General features: G+C 66.6%; 17 protein-coding genes. 7 read left to right on the top strand and 10 right to left on the bottom strand.

From position 1 onward, the window contains the following. Positions 1 to 864: a cyclopropane mycolic acid synthase PcaA gene (gene pcaA / locus G6N37_RS22915; RefSeq protein ID WP_163683684.1), complete on the top strand. Its 864-nt coding sequence runs from the start codon at positions 1 to 3 to the stop codon at positions 862 to 864. Between the two features lie 8 nt (positions 865 to 872). Here the strand turns inward: pcaA and G6N37_RS22910 are convergent, their stop codons facing one another. The 4 genes from G6N37_RS22910 to G6N37_RS22895 form a co-directional block, all read right to left on the bottom strand. Then, entirely contained in the window at positions 873 to 1,733 is an 861-nt protein-coding gene (locus G6N37_RS22910) for a cyclopropane mycolic acid synthase family methyltransferase (protein ID WP_163683683.1), read from the bottom strand. 116 nt (positions 1,734 to 1,849) lie between these two features. After that, on the bottom strand, positions 1,850 to 2,713 hold the full coding sequence (locus tag G6N37_RS22905) for a 3-hydroxybutyryl-CoA dehydrogenase (protein ID WP_142274991.1): 864 nt from the start codon (positions 2,711 to 2,713) through the stop codon (positions 1,850 to 1,852). 150 nt (positions 2,714 to 2,863) lie between these two features. Further along, on the bottom strand, positions 2,864 to 4,150 hold the full coding sequence (gene aceA, locus G6N37_RS22900) for an isocitrate lyase (RefSeq protein WP_163683682.1): 1,287 nt from the start codon (positions 4,148 to 4,150) through the stop codon (positions 2,864 to 2,866). A 266-nt stretch (positions 4,151 to 4,416) separates the two neighbouring features. Beyond that, positions 4,417 to 5,211, bottom strand: coding sequence for an acyl-[acyl-carrier-protein] thioesterase (locus tag G6N37_RS22895; protein ID WP_163683681.1), 795 nt, complete (start codon positions 5,209 to 5,211; stop codon positions 4,417 to 4,419). 161 nt (positions 5,212 to 5,372) lie between these two features. Here G6N37_RS22895 and ramB point away from each other — a divergent pair, with 161 nt between their 5' ends. Then, entirely contained in the window at positions 5,373 to 6,788 is a 1,416-nt protein-coding gene (gene ramB, locus G6N37_RS22890) for an acetate metabolism transcriptional regulator RamB (RefSeq protein ID WP_163683680.1), read from the top strand. Further along, a complete protein-coding gene (locus G6N37_RS22885) occupies positions 6,785 to 7,339 on the top strand; it encodes a carboxymuconolactone decarboxylase family protein (protein WP_163683679.1) in 555 nt (184 codons plus the stop codon). The genes ramB and G6N37_RS22885 overlap by 4 nt, the downstream gene beginning before the upstream one ends. Before the next feature lie 10 nt (positions 7,340 to 7,349). Here G6N37_RS22885 and G6N37_RS22880 read toward each other — a convergent pair whose 3' ends face one another. Genes G6N37_RS22880 through exaC form a run of 6 tightly spaced genes read right to left on the bottom strand, consistent with a single transcriptional unit; the run spans position 7,350 to position 11,918 of the window. Further along, positions 7,350 to 7,622, bottom strand: coding sequence for a hypothetical protein (locus G6N37_RS22880; protein WP_163683678.1), 273 nt, complete (start codon positions 7,620 to 7,622; stop codon positions 7,350 to 7,352). Between the two features lie 5 nt (positions 7,623 to 7,627). After that, the gene (gene lpdA / locus G6N37_RS22875) at positions 7,628 to 9,022 is read right to left on the bottom strand and encodes a dihydrolipoyl dehydrogenase (protein ID WP_163683677.1); all 1,395 of its coding nucleotides are present in this window, start codon (positions 9,020 to 9,022) and stop codon (positions 7,628 to 7,630) included. 32 nt (positions 9,023 to 9,054) lie between these two features. Further along, positions 9,055 to 9,624 carry a hypothetical protein gene (locus G6N37_RS22870; RefSeq protein ID WP_163683676.1) on the bottom strand — a complete coding sequence of 190 codons (570 nt, stop codon included), beginning with the start codon at positions 9,622 to 9,624 and terminating at the stop codon, positions 9,055 to 9,057. Next, positions 9,617 to 9,895 (bottom strand): putative holin, encoded by a 279-nt coding sequence (locus G6N37_RS22865; protein ID WP_174813876.1) that lies wholly within the window; start codon positions 9,893 to 9,895, stop codon positions 9,617 to 9,619. Before G6N37_RS22865 ends, G6N37_RS22870 begins: the two co-directional genes overlap by 8 nt. A 19-nt stretch (positions 9,896 to 9,914) precedes the next feature. Beyond that, positions 9,915 to 10,394, bottom strand: a complete 480-nt coding sequence (locus tag G6N37_RS22860; protein ID WP_163683675.1) for a DUF779 domain-containing protein — start codon at positions 10,392 to 10,394, stop codon at positions 9,915 to 9,917. Beyond that, the gene (gene exaC / locus G6N37_RS22855) at positions 10,395 to 11,918 is read right to left on the bottom strand and encodes an acetaldehyde dehydrogenase ExaC (RefSeq protein ID WP_163683674.1); all 1,524 of its coding nucleotides are present in this window, start codon (positions 11,916 to 11,918) and stop codon (positions 10,395 to 10,397) included. A 67-nt stretch (positions 11,919 to 11,985) separates the two neighbouring features. Here exaC and G6N37_RS22850 point away from each other — a divergent pair, with 67 nt between their 5' ends. The 4 genes from G6N37_RS22850 to G6N37_RS22835 are packed head-to-tail and all read left to right on the top strand — an operon-like array spanning position 11,986 to position 15,902. Next, positions 11,986 to 14,106 (top strand): prolyl oligopeptidase family serine peptidase, encoded by a 2,121-nt coding sequence (locus G6N37_RS22850; RefSeq protein WP_163683673.1) that lies wholly within the window; start codon positions 11,986 to 11,988, stop codon positions 14,104 to 14,106. A 10-nt stretch (positions 14,107 to 14,116) separates the two neighbouring features. After that, the gene (locus G6N37_RS22845) at positions 14,117 to 14,428 is read left to right on the top strand and encodes a hypothetical protein (protein ID WP_163683672.1); all 312 of its coding nucleotides are present in this window, start codon (positions 14,117 to 14,119) and stop codon (positions 14,426 to 14,428) included. A 7-nt stretch (positions 14,429 to 14,435) separates the two neighbouring features. After that, positions 14,436 to 15,353 (top strand): crotonase/enoyl-CoA hydratase family protein, encoded by a 918-nt coding sequence (locus G6N37_RS22840; RefSeq protein WP_163683671.1) that lies wholly within the window; start codon positions 14,436 to 14,438, stop codon positions 15,351 to 15,353. Between the two features lie 51 nt (positions 15,354 to 15,404). Then, a complete protein-coding gene (locus G6N37_RS22835; protein ID WP_163683670.1) occupies positions 15,405 to 15,902 on the top strand; it encodes a DUF5078 domain-containing protein in 498 nt (165 codons plus the stop codon). The last annotated feature ends 6 nt before the right edge of the window (positions 15,903 to 15,908 follow it).

Raw genomic sequence — 15,908 nt, 5'->3', positions numbered from 1 at the left:
ATGTCCGTGCAGCTCACACCGCACTTCGGCAACGTGCAAGCCCACTACGACTTGTCCGACGACTTCTTCCGGTTATTCCTGGACCCCACCCAGACATACAGCTGCGCCTACTTCGAACGTGACGACATGACCCTGGAAGAGGCGCAGCTCGCCAAGATCGACCTGGCGCTGGGCAAGCTGAAGCTCGAGCCGGGGATGACGCTGCTCGACATCGGCTGCGGCTGGGGTGCCACCATGCGACGGGCCATCGAGAAGTACGACGTGAACGTCGTGGGCCTGACGTTGTCGGAGAACCAAGCCGAGCATGTGCAGAGGACGTTCGACGAGATGGACACCCCCCGCACCCGGCGGGTGCTGTTGGAGGGTTGGGAGAAGTTCCACGAGCCCGTCGACCGCATCGTCTCCATCGGCGCGTTCGAGCACTTCGGCCGTCAGCGCTACGGCCGCTTTTTCAAGATGGCCTACCAGGCCCTGCCGTCCGACGGTGTGATGTTGCTGCACACCATCGTTCGTCCGTCCTTCAAGGACGCCCGGGCGCGCGGCATGACGCTGACCCACGAGATCGTGCACTTCTCGCAATTCATCTTGACCGAGATCTTCCCGGGCGGCTGGCTGCCGACGCCTCAGACCGTCGGAGAGTACGCGGTGACGGCCGGCTTCGAACTGACTCGGGTCCACTCGCTGCAGCTGCACTACGCGCGGACCCTGGAGATGTGGGCGATCGCCCTCGAGGCCAATCGCGAAGAGGCCATCGCCATCCAGTCACAAGAGGTCTACGACCGATACATGAAGTACCTGACCGGTTGCGCGAAGCTGTTCCGCCAGGGTTACACCGACGTCGACCAGTTCACGCTCGAGAAGTAGTCAGCGGCTCACTTCACCAACGTGAATTGCCCCACGTTGCTGATCCCTTTGCGGAAAAAGTTCTCGCATCCAGTCAGGTAGTGCATATAGCGGTCGTAGACCTCTTGTGACTGGATGGCGATTGCCTTGTCCTTGTTGGCTTCCAGGTTGGCCGCCCAAAGGTTGAGCGTCCGCTCGTAATGCTCGCGCAGTAGCTGCACCTTTTCCACCGAGAAGCCGGCGGCCTGCGCGAACGTGAAAATGTCCTCCTGCGTCGGCAGCTGTCCGCCTGGGAAAATCTCTTTGCCGATGAATCGCGCGAATCGCACATCGCTCATCGTCAGCTTGATGCCGCGTGCGGGCATCTCTTGCCAGTGATACGTCAAAATTGTGTGTAGAAGCATCCGGCCATCGTTCGGAAGGATGCTGTGGGCACGTTCAAAGAACGCGGCGTAACGCTCCATCTTGAACGCTTCGAAGGCGCCGATGGTGACAATTCGGTCGACCTTGTCCTCGAATTCTTCCCACCCCTGCAGCCGCACCTCGACGTTGCGGCCGGTGGGAATCGCCGCCAGCTTGGCTTTGCTGTACTCAAACTGGTTGCGGCTCAGCGTGATTCCGATTACGTTGACGTCGAACTTCTCGACCGCCCGCTTCATCGCCCCGCCCCAGCCGCAACCGATATCGAGCAGGGTCATTCCGGGCTCGAGGTCCAGCTTTTTCAGCGCCAGGTCGAACTTCGCATTTTGGGCTTCTTCCAGCGTCATGTCGTCTCGCTCGAAGAATGCGCAGGTGTAGCCCATGGTCGGGTCTAGGAATAACGCGAAAAATTCATCCGAAATGTCATAGATAGATTGCGACTCTTCGTAGAACGGCCTCAACGTAGTCATGGATTCGCCCGAATGTCCTTTCGTTATTGAACGCGAGAATAATAACTGAACCACACGGGGCTGTCATATGCGGTCAATGGGCCATCACGACACCGGCCACGACCGCCGCCGGGGCGTCAGTACGTGTAAAAGCCCTGACCCGTTTTCTTACCGAGCCGGCCCGCCTCCACCATGCGCAACAGCAGCGGCGGCGGGCCGTACTGCGGTTCCTTGAATTCCTCGAACATCTTGTCCGCGATCAGCTTCAGGGTGTCCAGGCCGACGAGATCGGACAGCCGCAGCGGCCCCATCGGGTGTGAGAGCCCGGCGACAACGGCCTTGTCGACATCTTCGATGGTGGCAAAACCGGCCTCCACCATACGAATTGCGGACAGCAGGTAGGGAACCAACAGCGCGTTCACGACAAAGCCCGACCGGTCGGAACAGCGCACGACCTGCTTGCCCAGGACCGCGCTCGCGAATTCCTCGGTGCGGGCGGCGGCGGCTTCGTCGGTGACCAGCGTGCTGACCAGCTCGACCAGCGGGAGCACCGGCACCGGGTTGAAGAAGTGCAGGCCCAGCACCCGCTGCGGATTCTTGGTTGCCGCAGCGATCTTCATGATCGGAATGCTGGAAGTGTTGGACGCCAGGACCGCGTCCGGATCGCCGATGGCGCGGTCCAGTTCGGCGAAGATCTCCGCCTTGACGGCCTCGTCCTCGACGATCGCCTCGATGACCAGTTGCCGGTCGGCGAGGTCCTTCAGGTCGGTGGTGAAGGTGAGCTTGCTCAGCGCGCGGTCGCGCTCCCGCTCGGTGACCTTGCCCGCGCTGACGCCCCGCTCCAGCGACTTCACGATGCGGTTACGTCCGGCCGTGATCAACGCCTCGGTGGTCTCGAACACCGTCACGTCGACACCGGCGCGCACCGAGACTTCGGCGATGCCCGACCCCATCTGGCCGGCCCCGACAACCCCTACCCGCTGAATCGCTGCGTCGCTCACTGTCATCTCTTTCGGTTTCGTATCGTCTTGCACCGCAATAGGCCCCGCCCAGGTTCGCTGGGCGGGGCCAATGCTACTTCACGGCGAGTAGACGCAGACTCGCACGATCTGGATCGCAGCCGTGCGATCTTGCGCCTGCTCAGCTCGTCCTCAGTGGAACTGACCCTCTTCGGTCGAGCCGGTCAGCGCGGTGGTCGACGAGGTGGGGTCAACCGTGGTCGCGATGCGGTCGAAGTAACCCGCACCGACCTCGCGCTGGTGCTTGGTCGCGGTGTAACCGCGCTCCTCGGCGGCGAACTCGCGCTCCTGCAGCTCCACGTACGCGGTCATCTGGTTGCGGGCGTAGCCGTAGGCCAGATCGAACATCGAGTAGTTCAGCGCGTGGAAGCCGGCCAGCGTGATGAACTGGAACTTGAATCCCATTGCGCCGAGCTCTTTTTGGAACTTCGCGATGGTGGAGTCGTCCAGGTGCTTCTTCCAGTTGAAGGAAGGCGAGCAGTTGTAGGCCAGCATCTGGTCGGGGAACTCGGACTTGACGCCCTCGGCGAACTTGGCCGCGAGCTCGAGGTCCGGGGTTCCGGTCTCCATCCAGATCAGGTCGGAGTACGGCGCGTAGGCCTTGGCCCGAGCGATGCACGGCTCGAGGCCGTTCTTGACGCGGTAGAAGCCTTCCTTGGTCCGCTCACCGGTGATGAACGGCTGGTCGCGCTCGTCGACGTCGGAGGTGATCAGGGTGGCCGCCTCGGCGTCGGTTCGGGCGATCACGACCGTCGGCACGCCGGCGACGTCGGCGGCCAGACGCGCCGAGGTCAGGGTGCGGATGTGCTGCTGAGTCGGGATCAGCACCTTGCCACCGAGGTGGCCGCACTTCTTCTCCGAAGCCAGCTGATCTTCCCAGTGCGACCCCGCGACGCCTGCGGCGATCATTGCCTTCTGAAGCTCGTACACGTTCAGCGCGCCACCGAAGCCGGCCTCGCCGTCGGCGACGATCGGCGCCAGCCAGTTCTCCACCGAGGTGTCGCCCTCGACCCGGGCGATCTCGTCGGCGCGCAGCAGCGCGTTGTTGATACGACGGATGACCTGCGGCACCGAGTTGGCCGGGTACAGGCTCTGGTCGGGGTAGGTGTGGCCGGACAGGTTGGCGTCACCGGCGACCTGCCACCCGGACAGGTAGATGGCCTTCAGGCCGGCGCGCACCTGCTGCACGGCCATGTTGCCGGTCAGGGCACCGAGGGCGTTGATGTACTCCAGGTCGTGCAGCTGCTCCCAGAGCACCTCGGCGCCGCGGCGGGCCAGCGTGTGCTCCTCGACGACGCTGCCCTGCAGGGCGACGACGTCCGTGGCGGTGTAGGTACGGCTGACGTCCTTCCAACGCGGGTTGGTGTCCCAGTCCTTCTGGATCTCTTCGGCGCTCTTGGGGGTGCCAACGGCAGACATTGCGCATGCTCCTTAACGATCTTCACTACTGAGTTGGTGAACGCTGCACCAGCGGCAGCTAGAGGCTCAACTTCGCTGGTGTGCTAACTCGACGATGGCACAGCTGTTGACGCAGGTCCACACGTTTCATTTGCCAATTTCGGCCACGACTCGGCGGGAATTAGCAAATCTTGCGAAGATGAACGGAAACTGAACCGTTTCAGAAACTACCCGCCGGTAACCGGAATCCGCAGGTCAGCCCGCAAATTAATGGGACGCTTGTCCGGTTAGCGATTGAACAGGGCGGCGACCGCTTTGGTCTCGTCGCCGACCGCATATGTGAGCGTTGTAACAGGCCGATCCGTGAGCCCGGGTCCGAACTGTTCGGTCGAGCCGGCCGGATGGATGTGCGAGATGATCTCCAGCTTGTCGCCCAGCGCCACCGGCGCCTCGTGCTCGATGGTGATGCGCAGCGGCCGCGCCATCAGCGCCAGGTGAGACGCCAGGTAGTCCTCGATCACGCTCCAGTACACCGAGTTGTTCATGTGGTCGAACAAGTCGATATCGGTGACGCGGACGGGAAACTCGTGGATCTCGACCGCATCGTCGCGGCTGCCCGGCTTCAGGTAGGCCTTCCACCGCAGCCGGTCGACGGACGTCGTCTTGTGCAGCCCCGCCAGGAAGTCGTCGGAGATGCGCGACGGCATCTGGGTCTCCCGGTTGATGTTGATCCAGAACGCCTCGGACTCGATCAGCCCCCCCTTGCGGCCGTCGACGCGGACCCGCATCTCGCACCACCGGTTGGAGGTGCCCGAACACCAGCGCCGGCACCGCAGCATGTCCTGGAATTCGATCGGGCGGATCAGGTCGACCATGGTGCGCCGGACGATCCACAGGGGGTGCGTCTCCTCGAAACCCATCTCGCGCAGCTGGTCCTGGCCGATGTCCTGGATGTGCCGCGCGGCCGCGTCCAGCCGCAGCCGGCCCGTGCGGTCGATGTCGGCCACGCGCAGCGGCCATTCGCGATCGAACACATCGGGGTGGCCGTCGGGAACCGGCATCAGTTCTTTGTCCAGGCTCACGGCTTCGCTCCCCGTTTCCTCCTCGTGGGCACCCCAGGCTAGCCCTGCGGCCTCCGTTGCGAATCATGCCAACGACCTGGGCCAAACACCAACCGCGACGCGGACCCGACCGCTGCGAACTCTGCCAACCTTCGCTTAGCAGGGCCGGTACCCTGGGTAAAGTGTCCAAGACCTTCGTGGGCTCACGGGTCCGCCAGTTGCGCAACGAGCGCGGGTTCTCCCAGGCCGCCCTGGCCCAGATGCTCGAGATCTCCCCGAGTTACCTCAACCAGATCGAGCACGACGTCCGCCCCCTGACGGTGGCGGTGTTGCTGCGGATCACCGAGGTGTTCGGCGTGGACGCGACCTTTTTCGCCCCCCAGGACGACACCCGGCTGGTCGCCGAGCTGCGTGAGGTGACCATGGACCGCGACCTGGACATCGACGTCGACCCGACCGAGGTGGCCGAGATGGTCGGCGCCCACCCCACGCTGGCCCGCGCGGTGGTCAACCTGCACCGGCGCTATCGGATCACCACCGCGCAGCTGGCCGCCGCCACCGAGGAGCGGTACACGGACGGCAGCGGCACCGGCTCGATCACCATGCCGCACGAGGAGGTGCGCGACTACTTCTACCAGCGCCAGAACTACCTGCACGAGCTGGACACCGCCGCCGAGGACCTGACGATCCAGATGCGGATGCACCACGGCGACCTGGCCCGCGAGCTGAATCGCCGGCTGACCGAGGTGCACGGGGTGCACATCAACAGGCGCATCGATCTCGGCGACACGGTGCTGCACCGGTACGACCCCGGAACCAAAACGCTGGAGATCAGCAACCACCTGTCGCTGGGTCAGCAGGTCTTCAAGATGGCCGCCGAGCTCGCCTATCTCGAGTACGGCGACCTCATCGATCACCTGGTGGAGGAGGGCAAGTTCACCAGCGACGAGTCGCACACGTTGGCCCGCCTCGGGCTGGCCAACTACTTCGCCGCGGCGGCGGTGCTGCCCTACCGCCAATTCCACGACGTCGCGGAGAACTTCCGCTACGACGTGGAGCGATTGTCGTCGTTCTACTCGGTGAGCTACGAGACCATCGCGCACCGGCTTTCGACGCTGCAACGGCCGTCGATGCGCGGCGTGCCGTTCTCCTTCGTCCGGGTCGACCGGGCGGGCAACATGTCAAAACGCCAGTCCGCCACCGGTTTTCACTTCTCCTCCAGCGGCGGCACCTGCCCGCTGTGGAACGTGTACGAAACGTTCGCCAACCCGGGCAAGATACTCGTCCAGATCGCCCAGATGCCCGACGGCCGCAACTACATGTGGGTGGCCCGGACCGTGGAGCGCCGCGCCGCCCGGTATGGTCAGCCGGGTAAAACCTTCGCGATCGGGCTGGGCTGCGAGCTTCGCCAGGCGCACCGGCTCGTCTACTCGGAAGGACTCGACTTGTCGGGTGATATCGCCACCCCGATCGGCGCGGGCTGCCGGGTCTGCGAACGCGACAACTGCCCGCAGCGGGCGTTCCCGGCCTTGGGGCGCGCGCTGGATCTGGACGAGCACCGCAGCACGGTGTCCCCGTATCTGGTGAAGCAACCGTGAGCACCGTCGGCCGCATCCCGTCGGGGCGGTTCCGCGAATTGGGCCCGATCAACTGGGTGCTGGCGAAGTTGGCCGCGCGCACGGTCCGGGCTCCCGAGATGCACCTGTTCACCACGCTGGGCCAGCACCGGTTGCTGTTCTTGGCGTGGAGCGTGTACAGCGGGCGCGTGCTGCGCGGTCGGCTCCCGGCGGTCGACACCGAGCTGGTGATCCTGCGGGTGGCGCATGTGCGCGCCTGCGAATACGAGCTGCAACACCATCGCCGGATGGCCGCCAAGCAGGGCCTGAACGCGGACCTGCAGGCCGCGATCTTCGCGTGGCCCGAGCGGCTGGACCGTGTCGAGGCGCGCCTGACCGTCCGGCAGCAGGCGCTGCTGGCGGCGACGGACGAGTTCATCAAGGACCGCACCATCACCGACGCCACCTGGCGGCAGCTCGCCGAACACCTCGACCGGCGTCAGCTGATCGAATTCTGCTTGCTGGCAAGCCAATACGACGGGCTCGCCGCGACGATGGCGGCACTGGACATCCCGCTGGACAACCCGCGCTAGCCCCTGCCCGTCACAGGTAGACGTTGGCGAGCACGGCCAGGGTCAGCAGCAACGGCGGGACGGAGAGCCCGAACCCGAACCCCGACCACGCGTATTTCCGGCGGCGGCGCAGCAACGACGCCCACGCCGTGGCGCAGACCGCCAGCGCCAGCGACAGCAGCAAGACCGTTGGGGCCCACCGCCCCACCGCCGCGTTGTCGTCGACGATCGAATAGGCGGCCAGCCACAGGACGTAGCCGGCGGCGAGGCCGCCGACTGCCCCCAGAACGACGTCGCTGCGCATCCGGCTCAGAAGTTGATCATGTGGCCGACCAGGCCGTGGAAGCACTCCTGCAGCGCCTCGGACATGGTCGGGTGGGTGTGCACGTTGCGCGCCAGCTCGGTGGCGGTCAAATCCCACTTCTGCGCCAGCGTCAGCTCGGGCAGCAGCTCGGACACGTCGTGGCCGATCAGGTGGCCGCCCAGCAGTTCGAGGTGCTTCGCGTCGGCGATCAGCTTCGCGAAGCCGCTGGGGTCACCCAGGCCGTGCGCCTTGCCGTTGGCGGTGAACGGGAACTTGGCCACCACGACGTCGTGGCCCTCGTCGCGGGCCTGCTGCTCGGTCAGCCCGAAGCTGGCCACCTGGGGCTGGCAGAACGTCGCACGCGGCAGCATCCGGTAGTCGCCCAGGGCCAAAGTCTCTGCCCCGGCGATGGTTTCGGCCGCCACCACCCCCATCGCCTCGGCCACGTGGGCGAGCATCAGCTTCCCGGTCACGTCACCGATGGCGTAGATGTGCGGCACGCTGGTGATCATGTAGTCGTTGATCCCGATCGCCTTGCGGTCGGTGAGCGCCACACCGGTCTTCTCCAGGCCATAGCCCTCGACGTTGGGCGCGAAACCGATGGCCTGCAACACTTTCGCGGCCTTGAGTTCTTGGGAGTCGCCGTCCTTGCTGACGGCGACGGTGACCTCGGAGCCGTTGTCGGTGATGGACTCGACCTTGGTTCCGGTGAGGATCTTGATGCCCAGCTTCTTGAACTGCTTCTCGATCTCCTTGGAGACGTCGGCGTCCTCGTTGGGCAGCGCGCGCGGCAGGAACTCCACGATGGTCACGTCGACGCCGTAGTTCTTCAGGACGTAGCCGAACTCCATGCCGATCGCGCCGGCGCCGGCGATGACGATCGATTCGGGCAGCTCGCGGGACAGTATCTGCTCTTCGTAGGTGACCACGTTGGCCGACAGCGACGTCCCGGGCACCAGCCGGGTGCTGCTGCCGGTGGCGATGATGGCGTTGTCGAACGTGACGGTCTCGGTCCCGCCGTCGTTGAGGTCCACGGACAACGTGTTGGCGTCGGTGAATCTGCCGTAGCCGTTGATCTCGGTGATCTTGTTCTTCTTCATCAAGAAGTGCACGCCCGCGACCCGGCCCTCGGCCACCTTGCGGCTGCGGTCGAAGGCGGCGCCGTAATCGAAGGTCGCCTCGCCGTTCATCCCGAACGTCTTGGCCTCTTTGGTGAAGATCTGCACCAGCTCGGCGTTGCGGAGCAGCGCCTTGGACGGGATGCAGCCGACGTTGAGGCAGACTCCGCCCCAGTACTTGGGCTCGACGACTGCGGTGTTCAGGCCGAGCTGTGCGGCGCGAATTGCTGCGACATATCCGCCGGGACCGGCCCCGAGGACGACGACGTCAAAATGGGTCACGGCCCTACCCTAGTGGCCGCCCCGGTCGGGCGTTAATACGGAATGAGGCCGAGGAGGCAGTGGCCCACCCGCGCGCAGTGGTAGTAGCCGTCCAGGGGCGCCGCCGCGGCCAGGGACGCGAACGGCCCCGACATCACCGCCAGCGACAGCGCCGAGACCAGCGGCCTGCCCTCGACCATCGCGAGCAGCACGCCGGCGACGGCGCAGGCCACCACGTACACCAGCACCGCGAACAGCGCCGCGGTGTTGTCGGCCGAGTGATACCACCAATAGAACAGGCCGAACCCGACGACGGCGGCCACCGACCACACGCCGAGGGTCACCAGCAGCAGCTTCCACCACTTCAGGTAGAGGTAGCGCCCGGGAACGGTGACCGGTTGCACCGGGGTGAGGGCGGATTCGGCGCCGGCATCCTGTTCGCCGGCGGCCGGCGCGGGCGTCGCGGGCTCGTCCTTCGCCGCGGTTGCGGGCTCGTCATCGTCGCCGTCGGCATCCGAGAAATCCGGCACCCAGGACTGCGTCCCCGTGTCCTCGTCGGAATCGGAGAAGTCGGGCTTCCAAGACTGGGTGCCCGGGCTCGACGGGGTGTCGTCGTCAGCCATGGGAGGTCACCTGGAGGGCGACGAGCACACCGAACCAGCCGGACGCCAACGACAGCATGAACGCGCCCAGCATCGTTACCCACCGACGTCCGGAGAACAGGATCGTCACCAGCCCGGCCGCGGTGGGAATCCCGACCACCGACGCGAGCGCGAAGGCCGGGCGCACGCTCCCGTGGGCCGTCCCGGCGAATCCCACCCCGGCCAGCAACCCGGCCGCGGCGCCGATCAGCATGGCCGCGGCCAGCAACCGCGGGCGCGGAAGGGGGATCACGATTTCGACATTACTGCGGTCACCGGGCCGGGGGGCACGTGCGCAACGCCGCGTCGGTCACCACCTGACCGCGCGCGCAAGGGCGTTCGCCCCGTTCGTAATCGGCGCCGGTGATGACCGGCGTCCCCCGCAGCTCGGCCTGTTCGTCGTCGGTGAAGACGCGGCCGCGGGCCAGGAACCGCACCCCTTCGGGCGCCTCCAGGCTGAATCCACCGCCGCGGCCCGGGACCACGTCGATGACCAGCTGCGTGTGCTTCCAGGTCTGGTATTGCGGGCCCGAAATCCACACCGGCACCCCGTCGCCGACGTCGAGCACGCCCAGCAGCACGTCGCGGTCACCCACCAGGAAATCCCCGCGCGGGAAGCACATCGGCGACGACCCGTCGCAGCAACCGCCGGACTGGTGGAACATCACCGGGCCGTGGCGGTCCTGCAGGCGCGCCAGCAGTTCCGCGGCGCCGGCGGTGATGACAACTCCTGAAGGAGGCCCGGAACCCATCTAGAAGAACCCCTGCGCCTTCTCGGAGTAGGACACCATCAGGTTCTTGGTCTGCTGGTAGTGGTCGAGCATCATCTTGTGGTTCTCCCGGCCGATGCCGGACTGCTTGTAACCGCCGAACGCGGCGTGCGCGGGATACGCGTGGTAGCAGTTCACCCACACCCGGCCGGCCTGGATGTCGCGGCCCGCCCGGTAGGCGGTGTTGCCGTCGCGGCTCCACACGCCCGCGCCCAGCCCGTAGAGGGTGTCGTTGGCGATGGAGATCGCGTCGTCGTAGTCGGAGAACGACGTCACCGCCACCACCGGGCCGAAGATCTCCTCCTGGAAGATCCGCATCTTGTTGTTGCCGGCGAAGATCGTCGGCTGCATGTAGTAGCCACCGGACAGGTCGCCGCCCAGTTCGGCGCGTTCGCCACCGGTGACGATCGTGGCGCCCTCGTCCTTGCCGATCTCGATGTAGGACAACACCTTTTCCAGCTGATCGTTGGACGCCTGCGAACCCAGCATGGTCTCGGTGTCCAGCGGATCGCCCTGGCGCACCGCCTTGGTGCGGATCGCGGCCAGCTCGAGGAACTCGTCGTAGATGTCGGACTGAATCAGGCTGCGCGACGGGCAGGTGCACACCTCGCCCTGGTTGAGGGCGAACATGGTGAAGCCCTCCAGCGCCTTGTCCTGGTAGTCGTCGGCCTTGGCCAGCACGTCGGAGAAGAAGATGTTGGGGCTCTTGCCGCCCAGCTCCAGGGTGACCGGGATCAGATTCTGGGAGGCGTACTGCATGATCAGCCGCCCGGTGGTGGTCTCCCCGGTGAAGGCGATCTTGGCGATCCGGTTGCTCGACGCCAGCGGCTTGCCCGCCTCGGCGCCGAACCCGTTGACGACGTTGACCACCCCCGCCGGCAACAGGTCACCGATCAGCGACATCAGGTAGAGCACCGAGACCGGCGTCTGCTCGGCGGGTTTGAGCACCACCGCGTTGCCGGCCGCCAGCGCGGGAGCCAGCTTCCAGGTGGCCATCAGGATCGGGAAGTTCCACGGGATGATCTGCCCGACCACGCCGAGCGGCTCGTGGAAGTGGTAGGCGACGGTGTCCTCGTCGATCTGGGACAGCGAACCCTCCTGCGCGCGGATCGCCCCGGCGAAGTAGCGGAAATGGTCGACCGCCAGCGTGATGTCGGCGCCCAGCGCCTCGCGGATCGGTTTGCCGTTGTCCCACACCTCGGCGACCGCCAGCGCGGCCTTGTTCTCCTCGATCCGGTCGGCGATCTTGTTCAAAACCGCCGCGCGCTCGGCCGGGGGGGTCTTGCCCCACGCCGGAGCCGCCCCGTGGGCGGCGTCGAGCGCCTTTTCGACGTCGGCCTCGTCGGAGCGGGCCACCTCGCAGAACGGCTGGCCGGTGACGGGGGTCGGGTTCTCGAAGTAGCGGCCCTGCGCGGGCCGGACCCACTGACCCCCGATGAAGTTGTCGTAGCGCGACTCGTACGACATCAGCGCCCCAGCGGAACCTGGACGTGCGAAAACAGTCATCTGCTCTCACTCCTCGCTCGCCTGTGTAATACACCTCACACTACCGCCGGAGGTCACAATGGCGGTCATGACATCGCAGGCCCCCCAAGCCCCCGAAGACGACGGCGATCCTTACCTGTGGCTCGAGGACGTCACCGGCGACGAGGCGCTGGACTGGGTGCGAGCCCGTAACGAACCGACGCTGGCGACGTTTTGCGACGCGGACTTCGAGCGGATGCGCGCCGAGGCGCTCGAGGTGCTCGACACCGACGCGCGCATTCCGTACGTCGTCCGCCGCGGCGGGTACCTCTACAACTTCTGGCGCGACGCCGCCAACCCGCGCGGGCGGTGGCGGCGCACCACGCTGGACAGCTATCGCAGCGACTCCCCCGAGTGGGACGTGCTGATCGACACAGATGAGCTCGGTCGCACCGACGACACGAACTGGGTGTGGGCCGGGGCCGGCGTCATCGAACCCGAGTACACGCGCGCCCTGGTCGCGCTGTCCAGGGGCGGCTCGGACGCCTCGGTCGTACGCGAATTCGACATGGCGACACGCGAATTCGTCGCCGACGGGTTCGCGCTGCCGGAGGCCAAGTCGCAGCTGGCCTGGGTGGACGCCGACACCGTGCTGGTGGGCACGGACTTCGGCGACGGCTCGCTCACCGACTCGGGCTATCCGCGGGTGATCAAGCGGTGGCGCCGGGGCACCCCGCTCGCCGACGCGGAAACCGTGTTCCAGGGTGCCCGCACCGACGTCCGGGTGTCCGCCTCGGTGGATCGCACCCCCGGCTTCGAGCGCACCCTGCTCGCGCGCGCCCTCGACTTCTGGAACGAAGAGGTCTACGAACTGCGCGGGCTCCCGGAAAACCCGGAGCTGATCCGGATCGACGCGCCCACCGACGCGAGCTTGTCGATACACCGCGAGTGGCTCCTGATCGAGTTGCGCACCGACTGGTTCTACGGCGCCGACAGCTATCCCGCCGGCGCGCTGCTGGCCGCCGACTACAACGAATTTCTATCGGGCACAGCCGAATTGACCGTGGTGTTCGAGCCCGACGAGCACACGGCGCTGAATCACTACGCGTGGACGCGCGACCGCCTGCTGCTGGTCACCCTGGCCGACGTGGCGAGCCGGGTGGAGATCGTCACGCCGCCCTCGCGTGACGACCCGTCCCCCGCAAGCGGGAGGTGCCCCCAGCGCCCGGCTTCGCCCTCGCGCACCTGGCGGCGCGAGCCGGTCGCCGGCATCCCGGCGGCGACCAACACCGTCGTCGTCGCCGCCGACGACACCGGCGACGAGTTCTTCCTCGACTCCAGCGGCTTCGTCACCCCCTCGCGGCTGCTGCGCGGCACCGGCGACGGGCCACTGGAACAGGTCAAGTCCGCACCGTCGTTCTTCGACGCCGAAAGCCTGGCGGTGGCACAGCATTTCGTGGCCTCGCAGGACGGCACGCAGGTCCCCTACTTCGTGGTGCGGCCCGCCGACGCGAAGGGTCCCGGGCCGACCATGCTGTACGGCTACGGCGGCTTCGAGTCCGCCAACACCCCCGGCTACAGCGGTGTGCTCGGCCGGCTGTGGCTGGCCCGCGGCGGCACCTACGTGCTGGCCAATATCCGTGGGGGCGGCGAGTACGGGCCCGGCTGGCACACCCAGGCGATGCGTGAGGGCCGGCACAAGGTGGCCGAGGACTTCGCCGCCGTGGCAACCGATCTGGTGAACCGCGGGATCACGACCGTCGACCAGCTCGGCGCGCAGGGCGGCAGCAACGGCGGCCTGCTCATGGGCATCATGCTGACCCAGTACCCGGAGCGCTTCGGCGCGCTGGTCTGCAGCGTGCCGCTGCTGGACATGAAGCGCTACCACCTGCTGCTCGCGGGCGCCTCGTGGATGGCCGAATACGGCGACCCGGACAACCCGCAGGACTGGGCGTTCATCTCCGAATATTCGCCCTACCAGAACATTTCGGCGACCCGCCACTACCCGCCGGTGCTGATGACCACGTCCACCCGCGACGACCGGGTGCATCCGGGCCATGCCCGCAAGATGACGGCGGCCCTCGAGGCCGCCGGGCACCCGGTGTACTACTACGAGAACATCGAGGGCGGGCACGCCGGCGCGGCGGACAACCAGCAGGTCGCCTTCAAGTCGGCGCTGACCTATTCGTTCCTGTGGCGGATGCTGGGCCGCCCCGCTTCCGGCCCATAGGATCGTCGACGTGTCAGCGACCCAACGCATCGAACTCACCCTGCTGGTGACCGGCTTGATCTTCATCCTGGTCTCGGCGGCGCAGGCACGCTACCGCTTCATCGGCGACCGCCGCGCCGGCCGGCGGTTCTACTGGGCGACCGCGCTCATCGGCACCGTCTGTTTCGCGATCGGCACCGGCAGGATCTGGCCCAACGCCGTCTGCGTGGCGGTGATCTTCTCCGGCCTCCTCGCGCTGTCCGCCTACCTGACGACGCCGTATCTCAAGATCGGCGACCGCATCTACGCGGCATCGCCGGAGAACCGTCAGCCCGACCCCTAAGGACGCCATGACTGCACCCGCCTTCGAGACGCTGCTGTACGCGACGGCCGGCCCGGTTGCCACCATCACGTTGAACCGTCCCGAGCAGCTCAACACCATCGTGCCGCCCATGCCCGACGAGATCGAGGCGGCCGTCGGCCGGGCGGAGCGTGACCCGGCCGTCAAGGTCATCGTGCTGCGCGGCGCCGGCCGGGCCTTCTCCGGCGGCTACGACTTCGGCGGCGGCTTTGCCCACTGGGCCGATTCGATGATGACCGACGGCCGGTGGGACCCCGGCAAGGACTTCGCGATGGTCACCGCCCGCGAGACCGGGCCGACGCAGAAATTCATGGCCATCTGGCGGGCGTCCAAGCCCGTCATCGCCCAGGTGCACGGCTGGTGCGTCGGCGGGGCCAGCGACTACGCGCTGTGCGCGGACCTGGTCATCGCCAGCGACGACGCCGTGATCGGCACCCCCTACAGCAGGATGTGGGGCGCATACCTGAGCGGCATGTGGCTCTACCGGCTCAGCTTCGCCAAGGCCAAGTGGCATTCGCTGACCGGACGGCCGCTGACCGGCGCCCAGGCGGCCGAGATCGAGCTGATCAACGAGGCCGTGCCGTTCGAGCGCCTCGAGGCCCGGGTCGCCGAGATCGCGGCCGAGCTGGCCCGCATCCCGCTGTCGCAGCTGCAGGCGCAGAAACTGATCGTCAACCAGGCCTACGAGAACATGGGATTGGCGTCCACCCAGACGCTGGGCGGCATCCTCGACGGCCTGATGCGCAACACCCCCGACGCCCTGGACTTCATCAAGACCGCCGAGACCCAGGGCGTGCGGGCGGCGGTGGAGCGCCGCGACGGCCCGTTCGGCGACTACAGCCAGGCGCCGCCCGAGCTGCGGCCCGACCCGGCGCACATCATCGTGCCTGATCGCGACCAATGCTGAGCTGAGCTAGGAACTGTCCCCCCGCCGCGCAAAAGTGCTACCGTTACTACCATGTCTCGGCTGAACACTGGCTTGCGCGCAGGCGCCGCCTTCCTCGCCCTCGGCATCGCTGCGACGGTCTTCCCGAAGACCGCCGTGGCCGATTCCACGGAGGACTTCCCGATTCCACGCCGGATGATCAACACCACGTGCGACGCCGAGCAGATCATGGCGGCCACCCGCGACACCAGCCCGGTGTACTACCAGCGGTACATGATCGACTTCGACAACCACCCGAACGTCCAGCAGGCGACGATCGACAAGGTGCACTGGTTCTACTCGTTGTCCCCGGAGGACCGCCGCACGTACTCCGAGAACTTCTTCAACAACGACCCGCTGTGGTACGCGTGGCCGAACCACATGAAGCTCTTCTTCAACAACAAGGGCGTCGTGGCCAAGGCCACCGACGTGTGCAACCAGTACCCGCCCGGCGACATGGCGGTGTGGGACTGGGCCGAGCCAACCGGTCCTCCCGGCTGGCCTGGGCCTCCCAAAGGCAGGGTTCAGTAATGCGGT

Source organism: Mycobacterium seoulense (genome assembly GCF_010731595.1).
GTDB lineage: Bacteria > Actinomycetota > Actinomycetes > Mycobacteriales > Mycobacteriaceae > Mycobacterium > Mycobacterium seoulense.
The sequence above is the reverse complement of the archived record's forward strand: the minus strand, read 5'-3'. Positions and strand labels throughout refer to the sequence as shown.